Here is a 22,520-nt window from a genome sequence, read left to right on the forward strand (position 1 = left end):
GATGACCACGCTCGCGCCCGCGCCGGCCCGGGCGCACGCCGCCTTCCACGAGCTGACCGTGGCGGCGGTCGACCACCTGTGCGAGGACGCCGCCGCGATCACCTTCGCCGTGCCCGGCGAGCTGCGCCAGGCGTACGCCTTCCGCGCGGGCCAGTCGCTCACCCTGCGCCGCTTCGTGGACGGACGGGAGGAGCGGCGGTCGTACTCGATCTGCGCCCCGGCCGGGGACGCGCCGCGCATCGGCGTCCGGGAGATCCCGGACGGGCTCTTCTCCTCCTGGCTCGTCCGCGAGGTGCGGCCGGGCACGCGGATCGAGGTGCAGACCCCCACCGGCTCCTGGCAGGCCGACCCCGGCGCGGGCGAGCGGCACCTGTGCGTGGCGGCCGGATCGGGCATCACCCCGATGATGTCGGTCGCCTCGACGGTGCTCACCCATCCCGGCGCGCGGGTGTCGCTGCTGTACGGCAACCGCAGCAGCCGCACCGTGATGTTCGCCGAGGAGCTCGGCGACCTGAAGAACCGGTACGGCCCCCGCCTCCAGCTCGTGCACGTGCTCTCCCGGGAGCCGCGCGACGTCGAGCTGTTCTCCGGCCGGCTGGACGGCGACCGGCTGCGGCGGCTGTTCACCGAGCTGGTGCCGATCGAGACGTTCGACCACGTCTGGCTGTGCGGGCCGCTGCGCATGGTCGAGGACGCCCGCCAGGTGCTCGCCGAGCTGGGCGTCCCGGCCGCGAAGGTGCACGTCGAGCTCTTCTACGTCGACGCTCCCCCGCCTCAGCCGAGGCGGCCCGAGGGCGTGCCGGCGGGCGCGACGACCGTGCTGACGACGGTGCTCGACGGAAGGCGCACGACTGCCACCGTCTCGCGCGAGTCCACCCTGCTCGACGGCGCCCAGCAGACCCGCTCGGACCTGCCGTTCGCCTGCCGGGGCGGGGTCTGCGGCACCTGCCGGGCGGTGGTCCGCGAGGGCGCGGCGGACATGCGCCGCAACTACGCGCTCGAACCGGCCGAGGTGGATGCCGGTTTCGTGCTCACCTGCCAGACGTTCCCGGCCGGCGACCGTGTCACCGTGGACTACGACGCCTGACCCCGACGCAGAGGAGTTTTCCGTGACGAAAGCCCGCGCTCCCCAGGCGGAGCGCCCATGACCCTCATCGTCGAGGAGGGCGCCGACCGGGTGGTGTGGCGGCTCAACCGGCCGCAGGTGCGCAACGCGATCGACCGGGAGCTGGTCGCCGCGCTGCACGAGGCGTGCGCCGCCGTCGAGGACGAGCCGCGCGTCGTGCTGCTCACCGGCGAGGGCACGACCTTCGCCGCCGGGGCGGACATCGCCCAGCTCCGCGACCGCGACCGGGGCGACGCGCTGCGTGGCATCAACTCCAGGATCTTCGACCGGATCCACCGGCTGCCGATGCCGACCGTGGCCCTCGTGGACGGTTACGCCCTGGGCGGCGGGGCCGAGCTGGCCTACGCCTGCGACTTCCGGATCGGCACGCCGCGCACCCGGATCGGCAACCCGGAGACCGACCTCGGCATCCTGGCCGCCGCCGGGGCCGCCTGGCGGCTGGCCGAGCTGGTCGGGGAGCCGCTGGCCAAGGAGATCCTGCTCGCCGGCCGGGTGCTGACGGCCGAGGAGGCGCGGGCGGCGCACCTGCTCAACGACGTCGTGGAGCCGGAGGACCTGCTCGCCGCCGGTCACCGGCTGGCCGACCGCATCGCGGCGCGGGCGCCGCTGGCCACCCGGCTGACCAAGGCCGTCTTCCACGCCCCGCGCGCCGCGCACCCGTTCGTGGACGACCTGGCCCAGGCGGTCCTGTTCGAGACCGAGGAGAAGCACGCGCGCATGACGGCGTTCCTCGACCGGCGGAAGGAGCGGCGCTCATGACATCCCCATCACCCCTGCCGCACATCGTCGGCGTCTTCGGCGGCGGGCGGATGGGATCGGGCATCGCGCACGCCTTCCTCGCCGCCGGCAGCCGGGTCGTCGTCGTGGAGAGCGACCCGGGGGCCGCCGCCCAGGCCCTGGAACGGGTGACCGGCAGCCTGGCCAAGGCCGCGGAGAAGGGCAGGCTGGGCAGCCCGCTCCCGGACGTCCTGGCCCGGCTGCGCACGACGGCCGACCCGGCCGAGCTGGCCCCGTGCGAGCTGGTGGTGGAGGCGGTGCCGGAGGACGCGGCGCTCAAGGCCCAGGTGTTCGCCCTGGTCGAGCGGCAGGCGCCGGCCGCGGTCCTGGCCACGAACACCAGCAGCCTGTCGATCGGCGGGCTCGCGGCCGGCCTGGCCGCGCCGGAGCGCCTCATCGGGCTGCACTTCTTCAACCCCGTCCCGGTCAGCGACCTCATCGAGGTCGTCGTCGGCCCGCGGACCGACCCCGAGCTGGTCGAGCTGGCCCAGGAGTGGACGCGGGCGCTCGGCAGGACGCCGGTCACGGTGGCCGACTCGCCGGGCTTCGCCAGCAGCCGGCTCGGCGTCTGCCTGGCCCTGGAGGCGATGCGGATGCTGGAGGAGGGCGTGGCGAGCGCGGCCGACATCGACACGGCCATGACCCTCGGCTACCGCCACCCGACGGGCCCGCTGCGCACCACCGACGTGGTGGGCCTGGACGTGCGGCTCGCGATCGCCGAGCACCTGGCCCGCGAGCTCGGCCCCCGGTTCGAGCCGCCGCGGATCCTGCGCGACCTGGTGGCCGCCGGGCATCTCGGCCGCAAGACGGGCCAGGGGTTCTACACCTGGTGAGCCCCGGGCGCGTGCCCGGCCAGGCCGTCGAAGGCGATCGCGGTGACGGCGTCGGCGACCATCGCCCGGTCGTAGGCGCCGTCCGGGCGGTACCACTCCACCAGCGAGTTGACCATGCCGAACAGCAGCCGGCTGACCAGCGCGGGCGGCACGTCGTCGCGCAGCGCGCCCTCGGCGACGGCGTCGGCGACCAGCGCGGCGAGGCGGTCGTCGAGCCAGCGGCGGCGTTCGAGCGCGGCCAGCTCGACCGGACTGTTGCCGCGCACCCGGAGCAGGAGCGTGACGCTCGGCTGGTGGGCGACCAGCACCTCGACGCTGCGCCGCACGACCTCGCGCAGGCGTTCGTAGGCCGTGCGGCCGGCGGCGTCGCGGGTGGCGGCGGTGACGGCGGCGGTGAGCTCGTCGAGGGCGTCGTCGAGGGCCTGGCCGAGCAGTTGCTCCTTGCTGGTGACGTGGTGGTAGATGGCCGGCTTGGTCAGGCCGAGCTCCTTGGCCAGGTCTCCCATGCTGGTGGCGTCGTATCCCCTGCGGTTGAACAGCTCCACCGCGGCGCGCAGGATCGCGGCCTGGTCGTAGCCGGGTCGGCCGCGCCCGCGGCGCGGGGCGGGCCCGGCGGGCTCGGTCGTCGTCACGAAAGCCAGCATCTCACGGCAGATCAGACCTCTTCCCCGAGGCGGCCGCACCCCCGGGACGCCGGAACGCTCGCGGGGTACAGTCGTGAAGATCTTCTCCTACCCTCCGAGGAGTGAGCCCCATGACGTTGCCCGCCGACAGCCATGTGCACAGCGAATGGTCCTGGGACGCCCCGAAGGGCGACATGGAGCGTTCCTGCGCGCGGGCGGTGGAGCTCGGCCTGCCCGCCATCGCCTTCACCGAGCACGTCGACCACACGGTCTGGACGGTCGACCCCGGCGCCCTCGACGGCCACGACCACCTGCTCGCGCTGACGACGCCGGACGGTCACCTCCCTCCCCCGGCCTTCGACGCCGCGGGCTACCTGGAGGCGGTCGAGCGGTGCCGCGAGCGTTTCCCGCAGCTGCGCATCCTGAGCGGCCTGGAGCTGGGCGAGCCGCACCGGCACGCCGGGGAGGTCGCCCGCGTGCTCGCCGCCGGGCGCTTCGACCGGGTGCTCGGCTCCCTGCACAGCCTGCCCGCCGGCGACGGGTTCTGCGAGCCGCCCGGCCTGTACGCCCGCAGCGCCGCCGCCCAGGTGATCCGGGACTACCTGGCCGAGATCCCCGAGCTGGTCGCGGGCAGCGACGTGTTCGCCGTGCTGGCCCACGTCGACTACCCGGTGCGCTACTGGCCGCAGGCGGCCGGGCCGTTCGACCCGGCCGCCTTCGAGAAGGAGTTCCGGCACGCGCTGCGGGTGACCGCCGGGTCGGGCCGGGCGCTGGAGATCAACACGGTCCTGCCGCTGCACACGACGCTGCTCGGGTGGTGGCGGGAGGAGGGCGGGCAGGCCGTGACGTTCGGCAGCGACGCCCACGAGCCGTCCGTCGTCGCGCGCCGGTTCCGGGAGGCGGCGGAGCTGGCCCGGGCGCACGGCTTCCGCCCGGGCCGGGACCCGTACGACTTCTGGGGCCGTACGGGCTGACCGCCGCCCTCCGGGCCGCCTAGCGGTCCACCAGGCGGGCCCGGAGCAGCGCCAGGTCGTCCGGTGGCAGGCCGCCGGCCAGCAGGTACGCCTGCGCGCCGCCGTGCCGGTCGTCCAGGTGGGCCAGGGCGGCCAGCATGGTGTCCGCGGTGACCTCGGCGAACAGGCGCAGCGCCCTGGCCCGCCCCGCGTCGCCGTCCAGGGCGGCCAGGTGCTCGTCGAGGCGCAGGCAGACGGCCGTCATGGCGTAGTCGGCGGCGATCTCCTGCCGGGAGACGCCGGCCAGCGAGAGGGCCAGCGCGACCGCCAGCCCGGTTCTGTCCTTGCCGGAGTGGCAGTGCAGCAGGACGCCACCGTCCGGCGCGTGGGCGACGGCCGACAGGACGGCGGCGAACCGGGCGGCGCCCCGGTCGAGGATCACCCGGTAGATGCCGGGCAGGGTGTCGTCCAGCGCCTCCAGGACGGTGTCCTCGTCCCGCAGGACGGGCAGGTGGCGGCGGCCCGGCACGTCGGGGCCGGGGTCGGCCTCGCACTCGGCGGCCAGCCGGAGGTCGGCGACGAGCCGGATCCCGTGGGCCCGCAGCGCCGGGACGGCCGTGCCCCTCGGACGGTCGCCCCGCACCAGCGCGCCCCACCGGATGCGCCCGCCGTCCTCGGTGGGCAGCCCGCCGAGGTCGCGCACGTTCTCGCAGCCCGGCCAGCTCAGCACCCGGCCGCCCGACGGCGGCTCCAGGCGCTTCACGCGAGGTCCCGCAGGTTGCTGGTCCAGGCGTCGATGGTGGCCTGCCACTCCTTCGGGTCCTCCGGCCGTCCGGGCACGCCGGGCCTGGTCTGCCAGGGCAGCGGCCCCGACTCCGGCCGGTACTCCACCCCGATCGCCGCCAGCCGCGGCAGGTGGCCCGCCAGCCGCGCGCGGAAGTCCTCCAGGTCGCGTCCGGGCGGCCCCCAGACGGTCTCGGCGAAGGCCGCCAGCCGGGGGAAGACCATGTAGTCGACCCGCCGGTTGGAGTCGATCAGCTCCGTCCAGACCCCGCACTGCGCGCCGAGCACCCGTTCCGCCGCCGGGTCGTCGCGCAGCTGCGCGGGCACGGGCTCGAAGGCGTAGACGTCCTCCAGCGCCAGCACGGTCCCGAACGGCACCGGCTCGTCCTCCCCCGGCCCCTGGCGGTAGTCGAAGTAGACCTGGGTGTTGGAGCAGTTGATGACGTCGTGCCCGCGCCGGGCGGCGGCCACCGCCCCGAGGTCGCCGCGCCAGGACGCCACCACCGCCCCGGGCGCCAGCCCGCCCTCCAGGATCTCGTCCCAGCCGACCAGGCGGCGTCCCCGGGCGGCCAGGAAGTCGTCGAACTGGTGGATGAACCAGCTCTGCAGCTCCTCCTCGTCGCGCAGGCCCAGCTCCCTGATCCGGCGCTGGGCCGACGGGCTCTCCCGCCACTGCTCCTTGCGGCACTCGTCGCCGCCCACGCACACGTACGGGCTGGGGAACAGCTCCAGCACCTCGTCGAGCACGTTCTTGAAGAAGGCGACGGTGGCGTCCTCGGCGTTGAGCACGTTCCGGCCGATGCCCCAGGTCGTGCGGACCTCCAGCGGCGTGCCGAGGTTGCCCAGCTCGGGGTAGGCGGCGATGGCGGCCTGGGTGTGGCCGGGCAGGTCGATCTCGGGCACGACGGTGACGTGCCGGGCGGCGGCGTAGGCGACGATCTCCCTGAGGTCGTCCTGGGTGTAGTAACCGCCGTGGGGACGGCCGTCCATGGCGCCGTTCCAGCCGGTCTGGCTCTCCCGCCGCCACGCGCCGACCTCGGTCAGGCGGGGGTAACGCCGGATCTCGACACGCCAGCCCTGGTCGTCGGTCAGGTGCAGGTGCAGGACGTTCAGCTTGTGCAGGGCCATCAGGTCGATGAACCGCAGCAGGTCGTGCTTGGTCATGAAATGCCGGGCGACGTCGAGGAGGCAGCCGCGCCAGCCGAAGCGCGGCTCGTCCTCGATGTGCACGCCCGGCGCGACCAGGGGTTCGGTGGCGGGCGACCGGCGGTAGGCGGCGGCGGGCAGGAGCTGGCGGAAGGTCTGCGCGCCGTAGAAGGCCCCGGCGGGCCCGCCCGCGTCGATGGCGACGCCGTCGTCGCCCACGCTCAGCCGGTACGCCTCCGGGCCGAGGTCGTCGCCCAGCCCCAGGGTGATCGTCCCCGGGCCCGGCGTACCGGGCAGCAGCTCACCTCCGGTGACCTGGCCGAGCTCGGCGCGCAGCCAGGCGGCCACCCCGGTGAGCGCCGGGTCGGCGGTGAGCGCCGTGCGCCCGTCGAGGACGAACCTCCCGCGCCTGGTCCCGTGGCTGACGGGCCTGGGAACGATCTTCAAGTGCATCTCCTCACTGACAGGTGACGGTGGCGTCGGCGAAGTCGGCGTGGTCGGAGGTGGCGTTGTCCCCGCCGTTGGTCGCGACCAGCCGGACGAACCGGGCGCCCGCGACGGACGCCGTGACCTTCCTGGCGGGCATGGCGCCGGTCAGCACGCCGGAGTGCGCGACCCGGCCGCCGTCGGCCCACACCTCGAAGTCGGCCGAGCCGGCCTGGCCGACCTCGTCGTCGATGCCGGCCTGGAACTCGACCGTCGTGCACCGGCCGGCGGTGTGGAACTCGATGTCGGCGGGGGCGTGCGTGCCCAGGCCCTTGGCGTACCGGACGCCCTCGACGGTGATCGGACGGCCGTCGCCGGCGGCCCGCTCGCCGTTGCTGATGTCCTTCTCGACCGGGCCGAAGTAGTTCGTGGCCCTGGTCCAGGCCAGGTCGCTCAGGTAGGTGCGGCCCGTGCCCGGCGCCCTGGCGACGATGACGACGGCGACGGCGCGCCGGTCGCCCTGGGTGAAGGCGACCTCGTAGGTGCCGGGCGCGGCGTCCGCGGGCGGGGTGACCGTCCAGGTCACGGTGAACGTCTCGGCGGCGCCGAGCCGGGCGGTCGTGGCCGGCGTGCGGGCCTCGGCGCGCCAGCCGTCCGGCGCGGACGCCTTGACCTCGACGTCCCGCAGCGGGGCGGTGGCCCCGGTGTTCGTGACGCGGGTGACCAGCTCGCCGGGCACGCCGGGCTCCAGCACCGAGGGCCGGTCCTCGCCGAGGAAGCGCGGCGGGTCGGCCTCGAAGGTCACCAGCGGCGGCGCCTGCTCCCGGCTCTCCGAGACCCGGTAGAGCACCGCCGCGTGCGCCGGGACCTGCGCCGACAGCACGTCCTTCGTCGAGCTGACCGCGCCGGACCACAGCTCCTCGACCCGGTGGCGGGAGCCCGCGCCGAGCCGGGTGGAGATGACCGCCGCCCGGTCGCTCTCGTTGAACAGCGCGATCGCCCGGTCGCCGCCGTCCAGGGGCTTGGCCAGGACGTGGTACCAGCCGTCGGAGGCGACGAGCCGGCCGTGCGCGCCCAGCCGGTCCTGGTCCACCGCGATCACCTTGGGGTTGGCGACGACGGCCGCCGGTGCCTTGGCCGGGTCGGCCTGCAGGACGAGCGGCGCGGCCCCCATGGCCCACAGCGTGAACTGGGCGCGGTACTCGGTCTCGGTCATCCCGCCGCGCCCGGCCTGGATCAGGTCGGGGTCGGCCCAGCTGCCCGGCCCGGCGTACTCGGCTCTGAGCTGGTTGGTCTCCCAGATGTCCACCATGCTGGGGTAGCTGTCGGGGATGGGCTTGTTGTAGACGTTCGTCCGCCAGGTGGTGGCGCCGGCGTCCTTGCCCCACAACCAGGGCACGGTGCTGCCGTCCTCGTTGTTCATGGCGAACACCACGCCGTCGCCGAGGGCCTGGCGCATGCGCGGGTAGAGGGTTTGGGCGATCTGCTGCACGTTCTGGCCGGGGAAGTCGGCCGTGGGGACGTTGCACCAGTCGTACTTGACGTAGTCGGCGCCCCAGGCCCTGAGCTGGGCGGCGTCGGCGGCTTCCTGCCTGTAGGAGCCGGGGCCGCCGCCGGAGCACGCCTTGGTGCCGGCCGACAGGCTCAGGCCGAGTTTGAGGCCCTTGGCGTGCAGCTCGTCGGCCAGCGCCTTGACGCCGCCCGGGAAGCGGGCCGGGTCGGGGGCCAGGGCGCCGCCGCTGCGCTGGGCGGCCAGCCAGCAGTCGTCGAGCACGACGTACCGGTAGCCGAGCGGCGCGAGCGGGGCGAGGGCGCCGGCGGCCTGGCGGACGGCCGCCTCGGAGACCGAGCAGCCCAGGGACCGGCTGCTCCAGCCCATCGGGGGCGCCGCGACGGCCGCCGCGGTCGCCACGGAACCGGGTAAGGGCGCGAAGGGCAGGGCGAGGAGGGCCGCCGCGACGGCGGCCGTGATCGTGCGCATGGGGATCCCGTCAGGCTGGGTGGAGGCTCGGGTCGCCCGGCTCGACGACGAACGAGCCGGAGGTGTAGGCGGGCGCGTACGGCTCGGTCACCCGGGACAGCGAGCGGAAGTCGACCTTCATCTCCTGCTGGGTGAGCTTGGCGCGGACGTAGCCGCGGCGGCCGTTGAAGAACTTCACGTGCGGGTTCTCGGCGAGCAGCGTCTGGGTGTTGGGGTACTCGTCGAGGCCGTTGCCGGCGCTGGTGACCGACGTGGTGACCAGCTCGACCGCGACGGACTTCGACTCGGGGTCCTGGAAGTCGCGCTTGACCTCCCCGGCCCAGTGGGAGTGCACGTCGCCGGTGAGGACGACCGCGTTGCGCCGGTAGTCGTCGATGGCGGCGGTCAGCCGGTTGCGGGAGGCGACGTAGCCGTCCCAGCCCTCGTTGGAGTAGCCCTTGCCCTCGCCGTTGGTCCAGTCCATCTCCATGAGGAAGACCTGCTGGCCGAGCAGGTCCCAGGTGGCCTGGGAGCCCTTGAGCTGCCCGTCGAGCCAGGACTCCTGCTCGCCGCCGAGCATCGTGCGGTTGGGGGCCAGCCGCTCGGCGCAGTCGGCGCCGACCGTGCCGCTCCTGCCGGTGCAGGCGTACAGGTCGCGGTACTGGCGGGTGTCGAGCATGTGCAGGTTGGCGACCGCGCCCCAGCGGATCGTGCGGTAGAGCCGCAGGGCCGGGCCGTCGGGGCGCTGGGCGCGGCGCAGCGGCATGTTCTCGTAGTACGCCTGGAAGGCCGCGGCCCGGCGGGCGAGGAAGGGCGGGTCGGGCTGCTCGGGCACGTCGCCGGCCCAGGCGTTCTCGATGTCGTGGTCGTCCCACACGACCACCCAGGGGGCGATCGCGTGGGCCAGCCGCGACTCGGGGTCGGCCTTGTGCTGGGCGTGCCGCAGCCGGTATCCGGCCAGGTCGAGGCATTCGCCGCCGGCCTGGTCGCGGACGGGGTACTTGTAGTCGCCGTACTCGTAGATGTAGTCGCCGAGGAAGGCGATGAGGTCGGGGTGGTCCTCGGCCATCCGCCGGTAGGGGGTGAACCAGCCGGTCTGGTAGTCGGCGCAGGAGGTGAACGACAGGTTCAGGGGGCGGGAGCGGGCGCCGGGGGCGGGGGCGGTCAGGGTGCGGCCGACCTCGCTGATCTCGCCCTCGGCGCGGAAGCGGTAGAAGTACTCCGCGCCCGGGCGCAGGCCCTCCAGCTCGACGTGCACGCTGTGGGCCGACTCGCGGCGGGCCTGCTCGACGCCCTGGCGCACGACGTGGCGGAAGTTCTCGTCGGAGGCGAGCTGCCACTGCACCGGCACGACGCGGTCCGGCATGCCGCCGAGCCCGTCGAGCGCGACCGGGTCCATGGCGAGCCTGGTCCAGAGGACGACGCCGTCCGGCGTGGGCTCGCCGGAGGCGACGCCGAGCTGGAACGGGTCGGACAGGGGGGCACGCCGGGCCGCCGCGCGCACGGGTGAGGCACCCAGTGCGGCGGCGAGGCCCAGGCTCGCGCCCCCGGCGAACAACGATCGCCGGGTGATCAATGGAGCTCCTACTCGATGGAGGCGTTGCCGGCGGCCACGGCCTGGTCGGCGGCCTGCTGGGGGGTGAGCTTGCCGAGGTACATCTCGTTGAGGATCTGGTTGAGCTTGTTCTCGAAGCCGGTGAAGCCGGTGGTGACCGGCAGCGGGAAGGTCTGGCCCTCCGACTCCTCCTGGAACGGCGAGACGTCGAGCTTCTTGGACTTCCAGTAGTCGACGTAGCCCTGCGCCAGCCCGTTGAGCGCGGGGAAGACGTAGCCGCCGTCGGCCATCATCTTCTGCGGCTCCTCGGTGCCGAGCCAGGTGGCCAGCTTCATCGCCTCGGCCGGGTGGGCGCTCTTGGCGGAGACGGCCTCGGACAGGCCGTTGAGGTTCACTGAACGGCCCTGCGGGCCCTCGGGCATGGCGGCGACGCCGATCTCGAAGTTGGCCTCCGGCGCGACGAACGGCAGCAGCGCGTTGTTCGCCGGGAACATGGCGACCTTCCCGGCCTTGAACATGTCGGTGACCTTGCCGGTGGGCGGGTTGGTCTGGGTGGCCGGCGGCGAGACGTGGTGCTTGTTGACCAGGTCCACGCCGAACTGCAGCCCCTGGACGGAGGCGGCGTCGTTGAAGGTGTAGTTGCCGAAGGGCTTGTCCAGCAGCTTGCCGCCGTTGGAGCTGACCCAGTTCATCCACTGCGTCTGGTAGTGGTTCCAGGAGGCGAAGCCGTACGTGGTGGCCTTGGCGGGGTCGAAGCCGGGCTCGCCGGGGTGCTTGCCGGCCTCGTCCACGGTGAGCTTGCGGGCGGTGTCGAGCAGGGTGCCGGAGCCGTCGGCCGCCCAGGTGAGCTTGTCCGGCATGGTCACGCCGGCCTTGGCGAACAGGTCCTTGTTGTAGAGCAGGCCGACGATCCCCCAGTCCTTCGGCACGCCGTACAGCTTGCCCTGGTAGGTGAACGAGCCGACCACGGTCTGGTGGTATTTGGAGCCGTCCACCTGGACGGGCGCCAGCACGCCCTTGGTGACGAACTCGGGGAACTGGGTGGGGCTCATCCAGAAGACGTCCGGCGCGGTCCCGGCGACGGCGTCGGCGGTGAGCTTGGTCCAGTACTGGTCGTAGGGCAGCAGTTCTATCTTGACGTCGATGCCCGGGTTGGCCTTCTCGAAGGCGGCCATCACCTTCTCGTAGCCGACCTTCTGCTGGTCGTCCCAGAGCCGGTAGGTGAGCGTGACCTTGCCGGAGTCTCCGGAGCCCGACCCGCAGCCGGACAGGATGAGCGTGGCGGCGCAGAGCAGCGCCCCGGCCCAGCGAATCGGGGGGGATTGCAACATTCGCTGACCTCTTGTTCGTGTGCTACTTGAGGCCGGTGAGGACCACCGACCGGACGATGTGTCTTTGGAAGAAGACGAAGACGGCCACCATCGGCACGAGCGCGATCAGCCCGCCGGCCATCATCAGGTTGTAGTCGACGCCGATGCCGACCTTGAGGGTGGCGAGCGCCACCGTCATCACCCTGGTCTCGTCGCCGCTGGTGATGATCAGCGGCCAGATGAAGCTGTTCCACGACGAGATCACGGTGATGATCGTCAGGGTGCCGAGCGCCGGGCGGCACAGCGGCAGCAGGATGCGCAGCAGGACGGTCATCGCCCCGGCCCCGTCGATCCGGGCGGCCTCCTCCAGCCCGGCGGGCAGGGACTTGAAGAACTGGCGCATCAGGAAGATGCCGTACGGGGTGCCCAGCACGTACGGGATGAGCAGGCCGTACCAGGTGTTGACCAGGCCGAGCTCGCGCATGATGAGGAACAGGGGGATCATCGTGACCGCGCCCGGCACCATCATGGTGGCGACGTACAGCCAGAACAGGGCCTCCCTGCCCCGGAAGCGCAGCCGCGCGAAGGCGTAGGCGGCGAAGGTGGTGAAGACGAGCTGTCCGAGGGTGAGCACGACCGTCATCAGCAGGGTGTTGAGCACGTACCGGGGGAAGTCGCCGCTCAGCAGCCGGGTCAGATTGGCGGTGGTCGGCGGCAGGCCGGGCAGCCACGGCTCGGTGGAGCTGAGCTGCGACTGCGTCTTGAACGCGGTCAGCACGACCAGCAGGTACGGGAAGACGGAGACGAACGCGCCGGCCGCGAGCACGACGTGGAGCAGGGTGCGCTTGATCATGGGGGGCCTCAGCTCAGGTCGTAGGTGGTGCGCTTGCCGAAGAACCTGACCTGCGCCAGCGTCACCAGCAGGATGACCCCGAACAGCAACATCGACAGGGTCGAGGCGTAGCCGAAGTCGAACTGCTTGAACGCCGTCTCGTAGATGCGGAAGTTGAGCACTTCGGTGCTCTGGCTGGGGCCGCCGTTGGTCATGACGTAGACGGTGTCGAACACCTGGAAGGCGCCGATCAGGTTGGTCACCATGACGAAGAACATCGTGGGGTTGAGCAGCGGCAGCGTGATGCGCCAGAACCGCTGGGCGGGGGTGGCGCCGTCGGTGGCGGCGGCGTCGTACAGCTCCTTGGGGATGCCCTGGAGGCCGGCCAGGAAGAACAGCATGGTGTAGCCGGTGTGCTGCCAGACGTTGACCAGCGCGATCGCGGGCAGCGCCCAGGCGGGGTCGGACAGCCAGTCCGGGCCGGTGACGCCGGCCAGGCCGAGCAGGCTGTTGAGCGCGCCGTCGCGCGGGTCGAAGATCCAGTTCCAGACCAGGCCGAGGACGATCGGGGTGGCCATCCACGGGATCAGGTACAACGAGCGGTACAGCCGCAGGCCCTTGACCTTGCGGTCCAGCAGCAGCGCCAGCACCAGGGCCAGCACGGTCTGCAGCGGGATGCACAGGAGGACGTACAGGAGGGTGACGCCCAGCGCGTGCCAGCTCTCGCCGTCGGCGGCCAGCCGGCGGTAGTTGTCCAGCCCGGCGAACGTGGGCTCCGACAGCAGCTCCCAGTCGAAGAAGCTGAGCACCAGGACGATGACGACCGGCAGCAGTAGGAACGCCACCACCCCGAACAGGCTGGGCCCGACGAACAGGTAGGCGTGCCAGTCACGGGTGCGCCTGCGCGGCGGCCGCCGCGGGGCCTCCTTGGCGGCGGCCCGGACCGTCTCGGTGATCACGACGGGTCCGTGGCGGTGGGGACCAGCAGGCGGCGGGTGGTCTCCAGCCCCCACTCGTCGAGGGCGGCGATCGGGTCGCTGGAGCCGCGCAGGCCGCCGGTGCCCTCGATGTGCGCCGCCCACTCCTGCCGGGCCTCCACCTCGGGCCGCACGATGAGGCAGTCGGGGTCGTTGACCCACCAGCGGGCGTGCAGGAACTCGCGGGCCGCGCCGGTCAGCCGGGCGCCGAGCTGGGAGGGCTGGCTGATGTCGCCCGACCGGGGGTGCAGGGTGGGCGCGATGTCGGGGCTGACCCGCATGATGTCGACCAGCCCGATGCTGGGCAGCATGGGCGCGCCGCAGCCGTGCAGGGTGGCCTCGGGGCCCGCGCCGCGCCGCACGAGCTCCAGCCCGCGCCGGTAGGCCGCGATCGGGTCGAGGTCCTCGTGGCGGCGGCCGGCCAGGGCGCCGGCGTAGAGGTAGTCGAGCTTGAAGTGGGTGACGCCCATGGCGGCGAAGGCGGCGAACACGTGGACCAGGTGCTCGGCCGCGCCGGGGTGGGTGACGTCGAGGACGGCGAGGTCCTGGTTCCACATGCGGCCCGCGTACGCGCCGTCCACCAGCCAGTCGGGGTGCTCGTGGAACAGGCGGCTGTCGTGGCCGACCAGGAAGGGGGCGGTCCAGATGCCGGCGCGGCGGCCGGAGCCGGTGACGCGGTCCAGGGCGCGGGCGAGGGAGCCGAAGCCGGGCCTGGGGTCCAGCCAGTCGCCGATGCCGGCCTCGTAGCCGTCGTCGACGAGGAACATGTCGGCGGTCAGGCCGTGCCGGTCGGCCAGCGCCAGGTTCTCCAGGACGTCGGCGTCGGTGACCTTGTCCCAGTAGCCGTACCAGGTGCACCACATGGGAGGGACGGCGGGGAACGTCCTGGGTTCTGCCATGCCGTCCGCCCAGTCGCGCAGGGCCCGGCCGAGGTCGCCCTCCACGCGGTGGTGGCGTACCGGGCCGTCGGCGGAGACGACCAAGCGGTCGCCCTCCCGGCGGGCCCGGACGGAGGGCACCTGGAGCGGTCCGGGCGCGCTCCACAGCTCGACCGCGCCGTCGCCGGTCTCGACGGCCAGCAGCCCCTCGCCCTGGAAGACGCCGTCGGGGACGGGCGTCTCGGGGCGGTAGCAGAGGATCTGGATCGTCTCGTCGGCGGGTCTGGGCGGAAGGTCCCCGAGGCCGTAGGCGCCGGTGGGGCTCCACGACTGCCAGCCGTGCTCGAACACCCGGGTCCGGGCCTGGTCGCACCTGATCTCGCCGACGTCAACGAATGACATCAGACCTCATCTCTCTCAACTTACGAAGGAGCGCTTCATTAGTAGCACCGTCGGTTTCGGAGGGTCAACGCCCAATTTGAAGGGGTTCGTGGGTGGTGCGCCGTCGAGCTGGCCCCTGGCATAATCTCTGCTTACAGAGGAGACCTACGTTAAGGACGGCGATGGCGGATCTACGCGGCGGCGACCTGTCACGGCTGCGACAGCTCAACTCGCTGACCGCCATCCGGGCCTTGCGCCGGGCCGGCCCGCTCACCCTGTCGGCGCTGGCCGAGCGCACGGGGTTGTCGCGGCCGTCCATGAAGGAGGTCGCCGGCGAGCTGATGGACCTGGGCTGGGTGGAGGAGGTGCCGCCGAGCCCCGGCTCGATGGGCCGCCCGGCCCGCCGCTACCGCTTCCGCGCCGACAGCGGCTACCTGGTCGGCGTCGACGTGGGCGGCCACAACATCCGCGCCGCCCTGTCCGACCTCGACGGCGAGATCCTGGCCGAGACCCGCCAGCCGGTGCTGCCGGACGCGCCGCTGGAGGAGCGCCTGGCCGCGATCGAGCGGGCCGTCTCCGGCTGCCTGTCGCTCGGCCGCGTCGCGGTCTCCGACCTGTGGACGATCGCCGTCGGCACCATCGGCATCATCGACATCGAGGGGCGGGTCATCTACTCGGCCGCCGTCCCGTCCTGGCGCGACCTCGACCTGGCGGGCCGGATGCGGGAGATGTTCCCCTGCCAGGTGCTGATCGAGAACGACAGCCGCCTGGCCGCCATGGCCGAGACCCGGCGCGGCGTCGCCCAGGGCGCCAAGGACGTGGTGTTCCTGCACGTCGGCAGGCGCATGGGCGCCGGGCTGATCATCGGCGGCCGGGTCCACCGGGGGTTCGGGGCGGCGGCCGGGGAGATCTCCATGCTGCCCGAGGCCCGCTGGTTCGACGCGCCGGAGCACCTCAACTCGTGCGCGGCCGTCCCCGAGGGCACGCCGCCGGAGGACGCGGCGGGCTACACGCTGGCCGCCGCCAGGAACGGCGACCCGGTGGCGCTGGAGGCGGTCGGGCGCTATCTCGACGATCTGGCCGTGGGCGCGGCCGCCATGGTGCTCGTCCTCGATCCGCAGGTCGTGGTGCTGGGCGGCGGGTTCTCCAGGTCGGCGGACGTGCTGCTCGGGCCGCTGCGCGAACGGCTGGAGCGGCGGTGCATGCGCATGCCGGAGGTGCGGGCGTCTACGCTGGGCGACGAGTGCGTGGTGGCGGGGGCGATCGACTACGCCGTCGACCACCTCGACGAGCAGCTCTTCACCCCCGAGAGCGGCCCGCTGCCCCTCACCCGCTGACCGTTGTCTGCAGAATTACTGCAATCGGTTGTTGCAGAAATGACCACGCCACCAGGCACAACGCTCGAAGCGTTTGCAGTTTTACCTGGACGTCTTGACCTTTCCTCGGCACGAAGCCACTGTTACTGCAACCGGTTGGCAAGGCTCGCGCGGCACCCCCCTTCCACTCCTCCATCGAAACGGAGCTGGACGTGCGTAAGAACCAACCCTTGGCGACGAGACTGGCGGTCGTGCTGACCACCGGCCTGCTCACCGCCGGCGGCCTGGTCGCCGTGCTGAACACGCCCGCCTCGGCGGCACCGGCCGGCGGGAACTACACGCTGGTCAACGGCGGCAGCGGCCTGTGCGCCACCGTGCCGGGGCAGAGCACCGGCGACGGCGTGCAACTCGCGCAGAACGCCTGCGCCGAGGCCGCCGGGCAGGTCTTCACCCTCACCGCCGCCGGGAGCGGCTTCCAGGTCAAGGCGGCGCACAGCGGGAAGTGCGCCGGCGTCCGCGACGCCTCCACCAGCGCGGGCAAGGCCGTGCAGCAGGAGACCTGTACGGGCGCCGCCTCCCAGACCTGGCAGCTCACCGCCGCCGGCGACGCGTACCGGATCGTCAACGCCAACGGTGGGAAGTGCCTCAACGTCAAGGACAACGCCACCGCGCCGGGCGCGCTGCTGCAGCAGAACTCCTGCGACTCGGCCGCCACCAAGCAGTGGACCCTGAAGCCCGCGGGCGGCGGACCCACCACCAGCCCCACCCCGACCCCGACCGTCACGCCCACCGTCCCGCCCACCGACGCCCTGTACGTCTCCCCGACCGGCAGGGACGGCGCGACCGGCACCCGGTCCGACCCGACGACGCTCACCTCCGCCATCACCCGCGTCGCCGCGGGCGGCACGATCTACCTGCGCGGCGGCACGTACGCCTTCAGCCAGACGGTCACCATCGCCCCCGGCAACGACGGCACCGCCGCGGCCCGCAAGAAGTTGTCGGCCTACCCCGGCGAGACGCCGGTGCTGAACTTCGCGGCCCAGAGCGAGGACCCGGCCAACCGCGGGCTCGCCGTCAACGGCTCGTACTGGCACCTGTACGGCATCACCGTCGAGCGCGCCGGCGACAACGGCATCTTCGTGGGCGGCAGCGGCAACATCATCGAACGGTCGGTGACCCGGTACAACCGCGACACCGGGCTGCAGCTCTCCCGGATCGCCTCGGACACGCCGCAGAGCCGGTGGCCGTCCGGCAACCTCGTCCTGAGCACGGTCTCGCACGACAACGCCGACTCCGACGGCGAGGACGCCGACGGCTTCGCCGCCAAGCTGACCGTCGGCCCCGGCAACGTCTTCCGGTACGCGGTGTCCCGCAACAACATCGACGACGGCTGGGACCTGTACACCAAGACCGAGACCGGCCCGATCGGCCCGGTCACCGTCGAGGACTCGCTGGCCTACGGCAACGGCACGCTCAGCGACGGCAGCCAGGCCGGCAACGGCGACCGCAACGGCTACAAGCTGGGCGGCGAGGACATCAAGGTCGACCACGTCGTGCGGCGCAACATCGCCTACCGCAACGGCAAGCACGGCTTCACCTACAACCGCAACCTCGGCACGATGTCGATCACCGGGAACGTCGCCGTCGACAACGCCGAGCGCAACTTCTCCTTCGACGGCGGCACCTCGGTGTTCCGCGACAACACCTCGTGCCGCTCCGGCAGCGGCGCCAACGACAAGATCGTCGGCTCCGCGGACGCGTCCAACCAGTTCTGGTCCGGCTCGAACGGCTCCCGCTGCTCGGCCTACGGCGGCGCCCTGAACTGGTCCTTCGCCGCGGACGGTCGCCTGGTGGTGACCTTCGGCGGCGTCCCGGTCGTCCCGGCGGGCTGACCGGCGGCCCCTGAGGTCCGGGACCCGCGTCAGGGTCCCGGGCCTTCGCCGCGTCGGTGGGGTAAACGAGGCGGAAGTGGAAAAGGTGGCCTTGTGAGGGCCTCCCGGTGAGGCCGCCGCGTCCCGTACGAAGAAAGAGCAGACGCCATGCCGTCTTCTGCCCTGCACCGTTCCATCCAGGTCGCCGAGCCCGGCGGCGCCCTGGCCCAGGCCCCGGCGCATACCCGCGAACCGGGCCCCGGCCAGGTGCGGATCACCGTCGAGGCGTGCGGGGTGTGCCATTCCGACGCCCTGATCATCAGCGGCGCGCTCCCGGGCGCCGCCTTCCCCGTCACGCCGGGGCACGAGATCGCCGGACGCGTCGACGCGCTCGGCGACGGCGTCGCGGGCTGGTCCGTGGGCGACCGGGTGGCGGTCGGCTGGTACGGCGGGAGCTGCGGCCACTGCGACGCCTGCCGGGAGGGCGACGGGGTGCTCTGTCCCGAGCTCCAGGTGCCGGGCGCCGCCTACCCGGGCGGGTTCGCCGACTCGGTCGTGGCGCCGGCCGTCGCGCTGGCCGCGATCCCCGACGAGCTGACCGCGGTGCAGGCGGCGCCCCTGGCCTGCGCGGGCGTGACCGTGTTCAACGCGTTGCGGCGCAGCTCGGCGCGGCCTGGCGACACCGTCGCGATCCTCGGGCTGGGCGGCCTCGGCCACCTGGGCGTGCAGTTCGCCGCGCGGATGGGCTTCGACACGGTCGCCATCGCGCGCGGGAGCGACAAGGAGCCGCTGGCCCGCGAGCTCGGCGCCGCCCACTACATCGACGGCGCCGCCGAGCAGGCCGCCGACGCGCTGCTGGCGCGGGGCGGGGCCAAGGTGGTGCTGGCGACGGTGACCAGCTCGGCGGCGATGTCCGGCACGATCGACGGCCTGGGCCGGCGCGGCGAGCTCGTCACCGTCGGCATCGACACCGACCCGCTGGCCGTCACTCCGCTGCAGCTCGTCGGCGGCGCCCGCCGGGTCTACGGGCACGCCTCCGGCATCGCCGTGGACACCCAGGACACCATGAGGTTCGCCGCGCGGAGCGGCGTGCGGGCCTGGACGGAGGAAGTGCCGCTGGAGGAGGCCGCGACGGCGTACCAGCGGATGATGTCCGGGCAGGCCCGCTTCCGCATGGTCCTGACCACCGGCAACTGAGGAGGGCGGCCATGACCGAGTCCTACGACCCGCGCCGCACCGCGGTGCTGCTGGTCGATCCGTACAACGACTTCATCTCCGAGGGCGGCAAGGTGTGGCCGCGGCTCGGGCCGGTGGCGCAGGCGATCGGCCTGCTGGACAACCTGCGGGCGGTGATCGCCGCGGCGCGCGCGGCCGGCGTGCGGGTGGTGTTCGTCCCGCACCGCCGCTGGCAGCCGGGCGACTACGAGAGCTGGGTCCATCCGAACCCGACGCAGCACGGCATCCAGGAGCGGCACACCTTCGCCCGCGGCTCTTGGGGCGGGGAGTTCCATCCCGACCTCCAGCCGGAGGAGGGCGACGTCGTCGCCGCCGAGCACTGGGCGCAGAGCGGGTTCGCCAACACCGACCTGGACCTCCAGCTGCGGCAGCGCGGCGTCACGCACGTGGTGGCCGTGGGCGTGCTGGCCAACACGTGCGTCGAGTCCACCGGGCGGTTCGCCATGGAGCTGGGCTACCACGTGACGCTGGTGCGCGACGCGACCGCCGCGTACCTGCCGGAGATGTTGCACGCCGCGCACGAGCTCAACGGCCCCACCTTCGCCCACGCCATCCTGACCACGGAGAACCTGGTCGCGGCCTTCTCACGGGGCTGACCGGGCCGGGCCGGGGCTCGGGCGGGCGGGGCGGGTGGCCGTCCAGTAGGACCGGGCCGTCCCGGCGGCCAGGCCGGCCACGACGAGCCCGATGATCCCGTGGTACCAGCGCCAGCCGACGCCGAGGCCGACGAACCCGTCGAGGACCATGATGCCCGCGCCTCCGCCGAGCGCCGCCAGCATCACCGCCAGCACGGCGAGCATCGCGGCCCGCGGCAGCCGGCGGCCCGCGGCGGTGACGGTGGCCACGGCGACACAGGCCCCCAGCACCCCGGAGGCCGCCGCGAACCCCTGCGCGAGTGACGGGTATAGGAAGTAGCGCGCGGCCTCGGCCGCCGGGACGGGCGGCCCGCCGGGGAAACCGAGCCTGCCCTGGACGGCGAAGGCGGCCTTGCCCGCCGCGTACCCGAGCATCAGCGCCGCAAGCCCGTACGCCGGCCAGCGCCGCGGGCGATGAGAGTCGACCATGCCCGCAACGCTAGGGACCGCCCGGCGCCCGCCCCTCCCCACTGCGCGCGAACCTCCTCCCCCGTCAGAGGGATCCCACCCGCCTTCCGCGCCGTCGAGGGGCCCGAGATTCGGTGGCCGGAATTCATGCCATTCTTCTTCCGGAAATTCGGGGCTATCGTTTCGCCATCTCATGGATTCAATGTCCGGACATATCCGTTTCCGGCGTTAATTCATTCCTATGGAGGTGGCTTCATGCCCTCACGGCTGTGGAGAATCGCGGGCGCGCTCGCGCTCGCCGTCCCGTTCACGGTGGCCGCACCGGCCGTGGCGAGCGCGGCGGACCCGCCGTCGGTGGTGATCGACTCCGCCGAGCCGGCCCCCGGCCTGATCCGGCTGACCGGCCGCTTCACCACCGCCTACGACGTGTCCGTGGTGGTGGACGGCGAGCGCGTGGACCGGGCCGAGGTCACCGACCCGGACGCCGACGACAGCGGAACCTGGTCCTACGACCTCGACACCGCCGCCCTGGACGGCGAGATCGAGGTCTACGCCAAGGCCACGGCCGCCGACACCCGCTACGGCGCCTGGTCGCCGCCGCTGACCCTGCGCGTGGACAATCCGCAGGCCAGGGCCCCGCGCGTGGCGATCGCCGAGCCCGCCGACGGGGCCCGGCTCACTCGTCCCACGCCGGTCCGGGTGGACGTGGCCGGCGCGGACGTGCGCTCGGTCCGGGTCCGCGTCAACGGCGGCCCCTGGCAGCCCGCCGCCGGCGCGCGAGGACGCTACGTCACGCTGCTGAACCCGGCCGGGTACGGCGACGTGATGGCGAGCCTGGAGGCCGAGGCGGTCGACGCGCGCGGCCACGTGTCCAGGTCGTCCACCACGTACGTGGCGCTCGGCGCGGCGCGCGGGCAGGCCCCGGTGCCGCACCGGCAGGACCGGGCGATGTGGATCTGGGAGAAGGCGTCCTACAACCTGGTGCTCAACCCGGGGTCGCGCCGCCTGCTGGAGACCGTCCTGCCCGCCGGATCGACGCTCTACCTGGGCGTGGACACCTACGCCGGGCGCGACATGATCGAGGACGCGCGTCCAGAGCTGCGTGACCTGGTGGCCTGGGCGCACGGCCGGGGCATGAAGGTGCACGCCACCGTCGCCGGCGGGACGCGGCCGCCGTACCTGGGGGCGCTGTCCCGCTACCGCGAGCGGGCCGTCGGGGAGATGGAACGGGTGCTCGACTACAACCTGTCCTCCAGGCCGGCGGAGCGGTTCGACGGGATCAACGTCGACATCGAGCCGTACAGCCTGCCCTGGTTCACCAGCGGCAGGCCCGACGTGCAGATCCAGTGGCTGGACACGCTGCGCGCGATGATCGCCCGCCGGGACGCCTCCGGGCAGCCGCTGCTGTTCGGCCCGGCCGTGCCGCGCTGGCTGGACACCTCCGCCTGCTGCACCGGCATCACCTACGGCGGGACCACCCGCACCCTGGCCGAGCACGTCCAGGACCTCAGCGACTACATCGCGATCATGGACTACCGCGACCAGGCGGACGGCGGCGCCGGCATCATCGCGCAGGCGGCCGGCGAGCTGGCCTACGCCGAGCGGATCGGCAAGCCGCTGTCGGTGGTGGTCGGCGTGGAGACGCTGGACATCGCGACCAGCGGCGACCCCGCCGGCATCACCTTCCGCGAGGAGGGCAGGGACGTGCTGGAGGCCGAGCTGGCCAAGGTCTCCCAGGCGTTCGGGGGCAGCCCGGCCTTCGCCGGGATCGCGCTGCACCACTACGACTCCTACCGGGAGCTGCCCACGGTCTGGGGGCCCACGGCCAGGTGGCCCGAGCCGCCCGCCGACTCCGGGCCGCCCACGGGCGTGGCCTCGCCGCCGCGGGCCGTGGCGTTCGGCCACGCCACGGTGGACCTGACGTACGGGCGGGCGCGCGACGACACCGAGGTCGCCCACTACGAGGTGCACCGCTCGACCGAGGCGGGCTTCACCCCCGGCCCCGGCACGCTCGCCGGGAAGGCCCGCGGCCTCACCCACACCGACACCGGCCTGCTGCCCGCCACCACCTACCACTACCGGGTCGTGCCGGTGGACGTGGCCGGTCACCGCGGCCCGCCCTCGGCCCCGGTCACCGTGACGACCGGCGCGAGCGGCCTGCGGCCCATGGTCGTGCAGTCGGCGGCGGTGACGGTGGAGGGCGGCGCGGCCCGCGTACGGCTGCGCGTGGTGGACCTGGAGAGCGGGCAGCCGGTGGCCGCCACGGTCCGCGGGCGGTTCACCTTCTCCGCCGGCCGCTACGTGACGGTGACCGCGAGCGCCGACGGCTGGGCCACCGCGACGTCGGAGGCGCTGAAGCAGCCGACCGGCGAGGTGGGCTTCGCCGGTCACCGCCTGACCGCCGCGGGCCACTACTGGGCCGCCGCCTACGACCGCGACAAGGACGTCACGGCCCGCTGGTGACCCCCAATCGGAGGGAATTCATTCCTAATAT

The 22,520-nt window shown here is 73.2% G+C and carries 19 protein-coding genes; 9 read left to right on the forward strand and 10 right to left on the reverse strand.

The features are described 5' to 3' along the window. Position 1: 1 nt before the first annotated feature. The 3 genes from paaE to ACFYUV_RS19410 are packed head-to-tail and all read left to right on the forward strand — an operon-like array spanning position 2 to position 2,736. Positions 2–1,087 (forward strand): 1,2-phenylacetyl-CoA epoxidase subunit PaaE, encoded by a 1,086-nt coding sequence (gene paaE, locus ACFYUV_RS19400; RefSeq protein WP_387670032.1) that lies wholly within the window; start codon positions 2–4, stop codon positions 1,085–1,087. 57 nt (positions 1,088–1,144) lie between these two features. Next, a complete protein-coding gene (locus tag ACFYUV_RS19405) occupies positions 1,145–1,885 on the forward strand; it encodes an enoyl-CoA hydratase/isomerase family protein (protein WP_387670033.1) in 741 nt (246 codons plus the stop codon). Beyond that, the gene (locus tag ACFYUV_RS19410) at positions 1,882–2,736 is read left to right on the forward strand and encodes a 3-hydroxyacyl-CoA dehydrogenase family protein (protein WP_387670035.1); all 855 of its coding nucleotides are present in this window, start codon (positions 1,882–1,884) and stop codon (positions 2,734–2,736) included. The genes ACFYUV_RS19405 and ACFYUV_RS19410 overlap by 4 nt, the downstream gene beginning before the upstream one ends. Here the strand turns inward: ACFYUV_RS19410 and ACFYUV_RS19415 are convergent. Next, the gene (locus ACFYUV_RS19415) at positions 2,724–3,368 is read right to left on the reverse strand and encodes a TetR/AcrR family transcriptional regulator (protein WP_352329965.1); all 645 of its coding nucleotides are present in this window, start codon (positions 3,366–3,368) and stop codon (positions 2,724–2,726) included. The genes ACFYUV_RS19410 and ACFYUV_RS19415 overlap by 13 nt on opposite strands. Before the next feature lie 122 nt (positions 3,369–3,490). On the opposite strand from ACFYUV_RS19415, the gene ACFYUV_RS19420 reads away from it, so the two are divergent. After that, entirely contained in the window at positions 3,491–4,333 is an 843-nt protein-coding gene (locus ACFYUV_RS19420; protein WP_387670037.1) for a PHP domain-containing protein, read from the forward strand. 19 nt (positions 4,334–4,352) lie between these two features. Here the strand turns inward: ACFYUV_RS19420 and ACFYUV_RS19425 are convergent, their stop codons facing one another. The 8 genes from ACFYUV_RS19425 to ACFYUV_RS19460 are packed head-to-tail and all read right to left on the reverse strand — an operon-like array spanning position 4,353 to position 14,581. Continuing rightward, positions 4,353–5,075, reverse strand: coding sequence for a tyrosine-protein phosphatase (locus ACFYUV_RS19425; RefSeq protein ID WP_387670039.1), 723 nt, complete (start codon positions 5,073–5,075; stop codon positions 4,353–4,355). Further along, positions 5,072–6,694 carry a beta-N-acetylhexosaminidase gene (locus ACFYUV_RS19430; protein ID WP_387670042.1) on the reverse strand — a complete coding sequence of 541 codons (1,623 nt, stop codon included), beginning with the start codon at positions 6,692–6,694 and terminating at the stop codon, positions 5,072–5,074. The genes ACFYUV_RS19425 and ACFYUV_RS19430 overlap by 4 nt, the downstream gene beginning before the upstream one ends. Positions 6,695–6,698: 4 nt before the next feature. Beyond that, positions 6,699–8,648 carry an NPCBM/NEW2 domain-containing protein gene (locus ACFYUV_RS19435; RefSeq protein WP_387670045.1) on the reverse strand — a complete coding sequence of 650 codons (1,950 nt, stop codon included), beginning with the start codon at positions 8,646–8,648 and terminating at the stop codon, positions 6,699–6,701. 10 nt (positions 8,649–8,658) lie between these two features. Next, on the reverse strand, positions 8,659–10,203 hold the full coding sequence (locus ACFYUV_RS19440; protein WP_387670048.1) for an alkaline phosphatase D family protein: 1,545 nt from the start codon (positions 10,201–10,203) through the stop codon (positions 8,659–8,661). An 8-nt stretch (positions 10,204–10,211) separates the two neighbouring features. Further along, positions 10,212–11,513: an ABC transporter substrate-binding protein gene (locus ACFYUV_RS19445; protein ID WP_387670051.1), complete on the reverse strand. Its 1,302-nt coding sequence runs from the start codon at positions 11,511–11,513 to the stop codon at positions 10,212–10,214. A 22-nt stretch (positions 11,514–11,535) separates the two neighbouring features. Further along, the gene (locus ACFYUV_RS19450; RefSeq protein WP_352353992.1) at positions 11,536–12,345 is read right to left on the reverse strand and encodes a carbohydrate ABC transporter permease; all 810 of its coding nucleotides are present in this window, start codon (positions 12,343–12,345) and stop codon (positions 11,536–11,538) included. Between the two features lie 8 nt (positions 12,346–12,353). Then, a complete protein-coding gene (locus ACFYUV_RS19455) occupies positions 12,354–13,283 on the reverse strand; it encodes a carbohydrate ABC transporter permease (RefSeq protein ID WP_387670054.1) in 930 nt (309 codons plus the stop codon). Further along, positions 13,280–14,581 carry a glycoside hydrolase family 36 protein gene (locus ACFYUV_RS19460; RefSeq protein WP_387670056.1) on the reverse strand — a complete coding sequence of 434 codons (1,302 nt, stop codon included), beginning with the start codon at positions 14,579–14,581 and terminating at the stop codon, positions 13,280–13,282. The genes ACFYUV_RS19455 and ACFYUV_RS19460 overlap by 4 nt, the downstream gene beginning before the upstream one ends. Before the next feature lie 161 nt (positions 14,582–14,742). Here ACFYUV_RS19460 and ACFYUV_RS19465 point away from each other — a divergent pair, with 161 nt between their 5' ends. The 4 genes from ACFYUV_RS19465 (at position 14,743) to ACFYUV_RS19480 (ending at position 19,579) form a co-directional block, all read left to right on the forward strand. After that, positions 14,743–15,897: an ROK family protein gene (locus tag ACFYUV_RS19465; RefSeq protein ID WP_387670058.1), complete on the forward strand. Its 1,155-nt coding sequence runs from the start codon at positions 14,743–14,745 to the stop codon at positions 15,895–15,897. Between the two features lie 209 nt (positions 15,898–16,106). Continuing rightward, positions 16,107–17,768: an RICIN domain-containing protein gene (locus ACFYUV_RS19470; protein ID WP_387670060.1), complete on the forward strand. Its 1,662-nt coding sequence runs from the start codon at positions 16,107–16,109 to the stop codon at positions 17,766–17,768. 147 nt (positions 17,769–17,915) lie between these two features. Continuing rightward, entirely contained in the window at positions 17,916–18,944 is a 1,029-nt protein-coding gene (locus ACFYUV_RS19475; RefSeq protein ID WP_387670061.1) for an alcohol dehydrogenase catalytic domain-containing protein, read from the forward strand. Positions 18,945–18,955: 11 nt separating this feature from the next. Continuing rightward, positions 18,956–19,579: a cysteine hydrolase gene (locus ACFYUV_RS19480; RefSeq protein WP_387670063.1), complete on the forward strand. Its 624-nt coding sequence runs from the start codon at positions 18,956–18,958 to the stop codon at positions 19,577–19,579. Here ACFYUV_RS19480 and ACFYUV_RS19485 read toward each other — a convergent pair. Then, positions 19,568–20,047 (reverse strand): hypothetical protein, encoded by a 480-nt coding sequence (locus tag ACFYUV_RS19485; RefSeq protein ID WP_387670065.1) that lies wholly within the window; start codon positions 20,045–20,047, stop codon positions 19,568–19,570. The two genes, ACFYUV_RS19480 and ACFYUV_RS19485, sit on opposite strands and share 12 nt — an antisense overlap. Before the next feature lie 234 nt (positions 20,048–20,281). On the opposite strand from ACFYUV_RS19485, the gene ACFYUV_RS19490 reads away from it, so the two are divergent. After that, positions 20,282–22,489 carry a hypothetical protein gene (locus tag ACFYUV_RS19490; protein ID WP_387670068.1) on the forward strand — a complete coding sequence of 736 codons (2,208 nt, stop codon included), beginning with the start codon at positions 20,282–20,284 and terminating at the stop codon, positions 22,487–22,489. Positions 22,490–22,520 lie beyond the last annotated feature (31 nt).

The organism is Nonomuraea sp. NPDC003560, assembly GCF_042878785.1.
Taxonomy (GTDB): domain Bacteria; phylum Actinomycetota; class Actinomycetes; order Streptosporangiales; family Streptosporangiaceae; genus Nonomuraea.

Excerpts from the sequence above, each read along its gene's own strand:
- ACFYUV_RS19485 (WP_387670065.1), bottom strand. The coding sequence starts at position 20,047 with ATGGTCGACTCTCATCGCCCGCGGCGCTGGCCGGCGTACGGGCTTGCG.
- ACFYUV_RS19420 (WP_387670037.1), top strand. The coding sequence starts at position 3,491 with ATGACGTTGCCCGCCGACAGCCATGTGCACAGCGAATGGTCCTGGGAC.
- ACFYUV_RS19430 (WP_387670042.1), bottom strand. The coding sequence starts at position 6,694 with ATGCACTTGAAGATCGTTCCCAGGCCCGTCAGCCACGGGACCAGGCGC.
- ACFYUV_RS19465 (WP_387670058.1), top strand. The coding sequence starts at position 14,743 with ATGGCGGATCTACGCGGCGGCGACCTGTCACGGCTGCGACAGCTCAAC.
- ACFYUV_RS19460 (WP_387670056.1), bottom strand. The coding sequence starts at position 14,581 with ATGTCATTCGTTGACGTCGGCGAGATCAGGTGCGACCAGGCCCGGACC.
- ACFYUV_RS19435 (WP_387670045.1), bottom strand. The coding sequence starts at position 8,648 with ATGCGCACGATCACGGCCGCCGTCGCGGCGGCCCTCCTCGCCCTGCCC.
- ACFYUV_RS19445 (WP_387670051.1), bottom strand. The coding sequence starts at position 11,513 with ATGTTGCAATCCCCCCCGATTCGCTGGGCCGGGGCGCTGCTCTGCGCC.
- ACFYUV_RS19490 (WP_387670068.1), top strand. The coding sequence starts at position 20,282 with ATGCCCTCACGGCTGTGGAGAATCGCGGGCGCGCTCGCGCTCGCCGTC.
- ACFYUV_RS19480 (WP_387670063.1), top strand. The coding sequence starts at position 18,956 with ATGACCGAGTCCTACGACCCGCGCCGCACCGCGGTGCTGCTGGTCGAT.
- ACFYUV_RS19450 (WP_352353992.1), bottom strand. The coding sequence starts at position 12,345 with ATGATCAAGCGCACCCTGCTCCACGTCGTGCTCGCGGCCGGCGCGTTC.
- ACFYUV_RS19405 (WP_387670033.1), top strand. The coding sequence starts at position 1,145 with ATGACCCTCATCGTCGAGGAGGGCGCCGACCGGGTGGTGTGGCGGCTC.
- paaE (WP_387670032.1), top strand. The coding sequence starts at position 2 with ATGACCACGCTCGCGCCCGCGCCGGCCCGGGCGCACGCCGCCTTCCAC.
- ACFYUV_RS19410 (WP_387670035.1), top strand. The coding sequence starts at position 1,882 with ATGACATCCCCATCACCCCTGCCGCACATCGTCGGCGTCTTCGGCGGC.
- ACFYUV_RS19475 (WP_387670061.1), top strand. The coding sequence starts at position 17,916 with ATGCCGTCTTCTGCCCTGCACCGTTCCATCCAGGTCGCCGAGCCCGGC.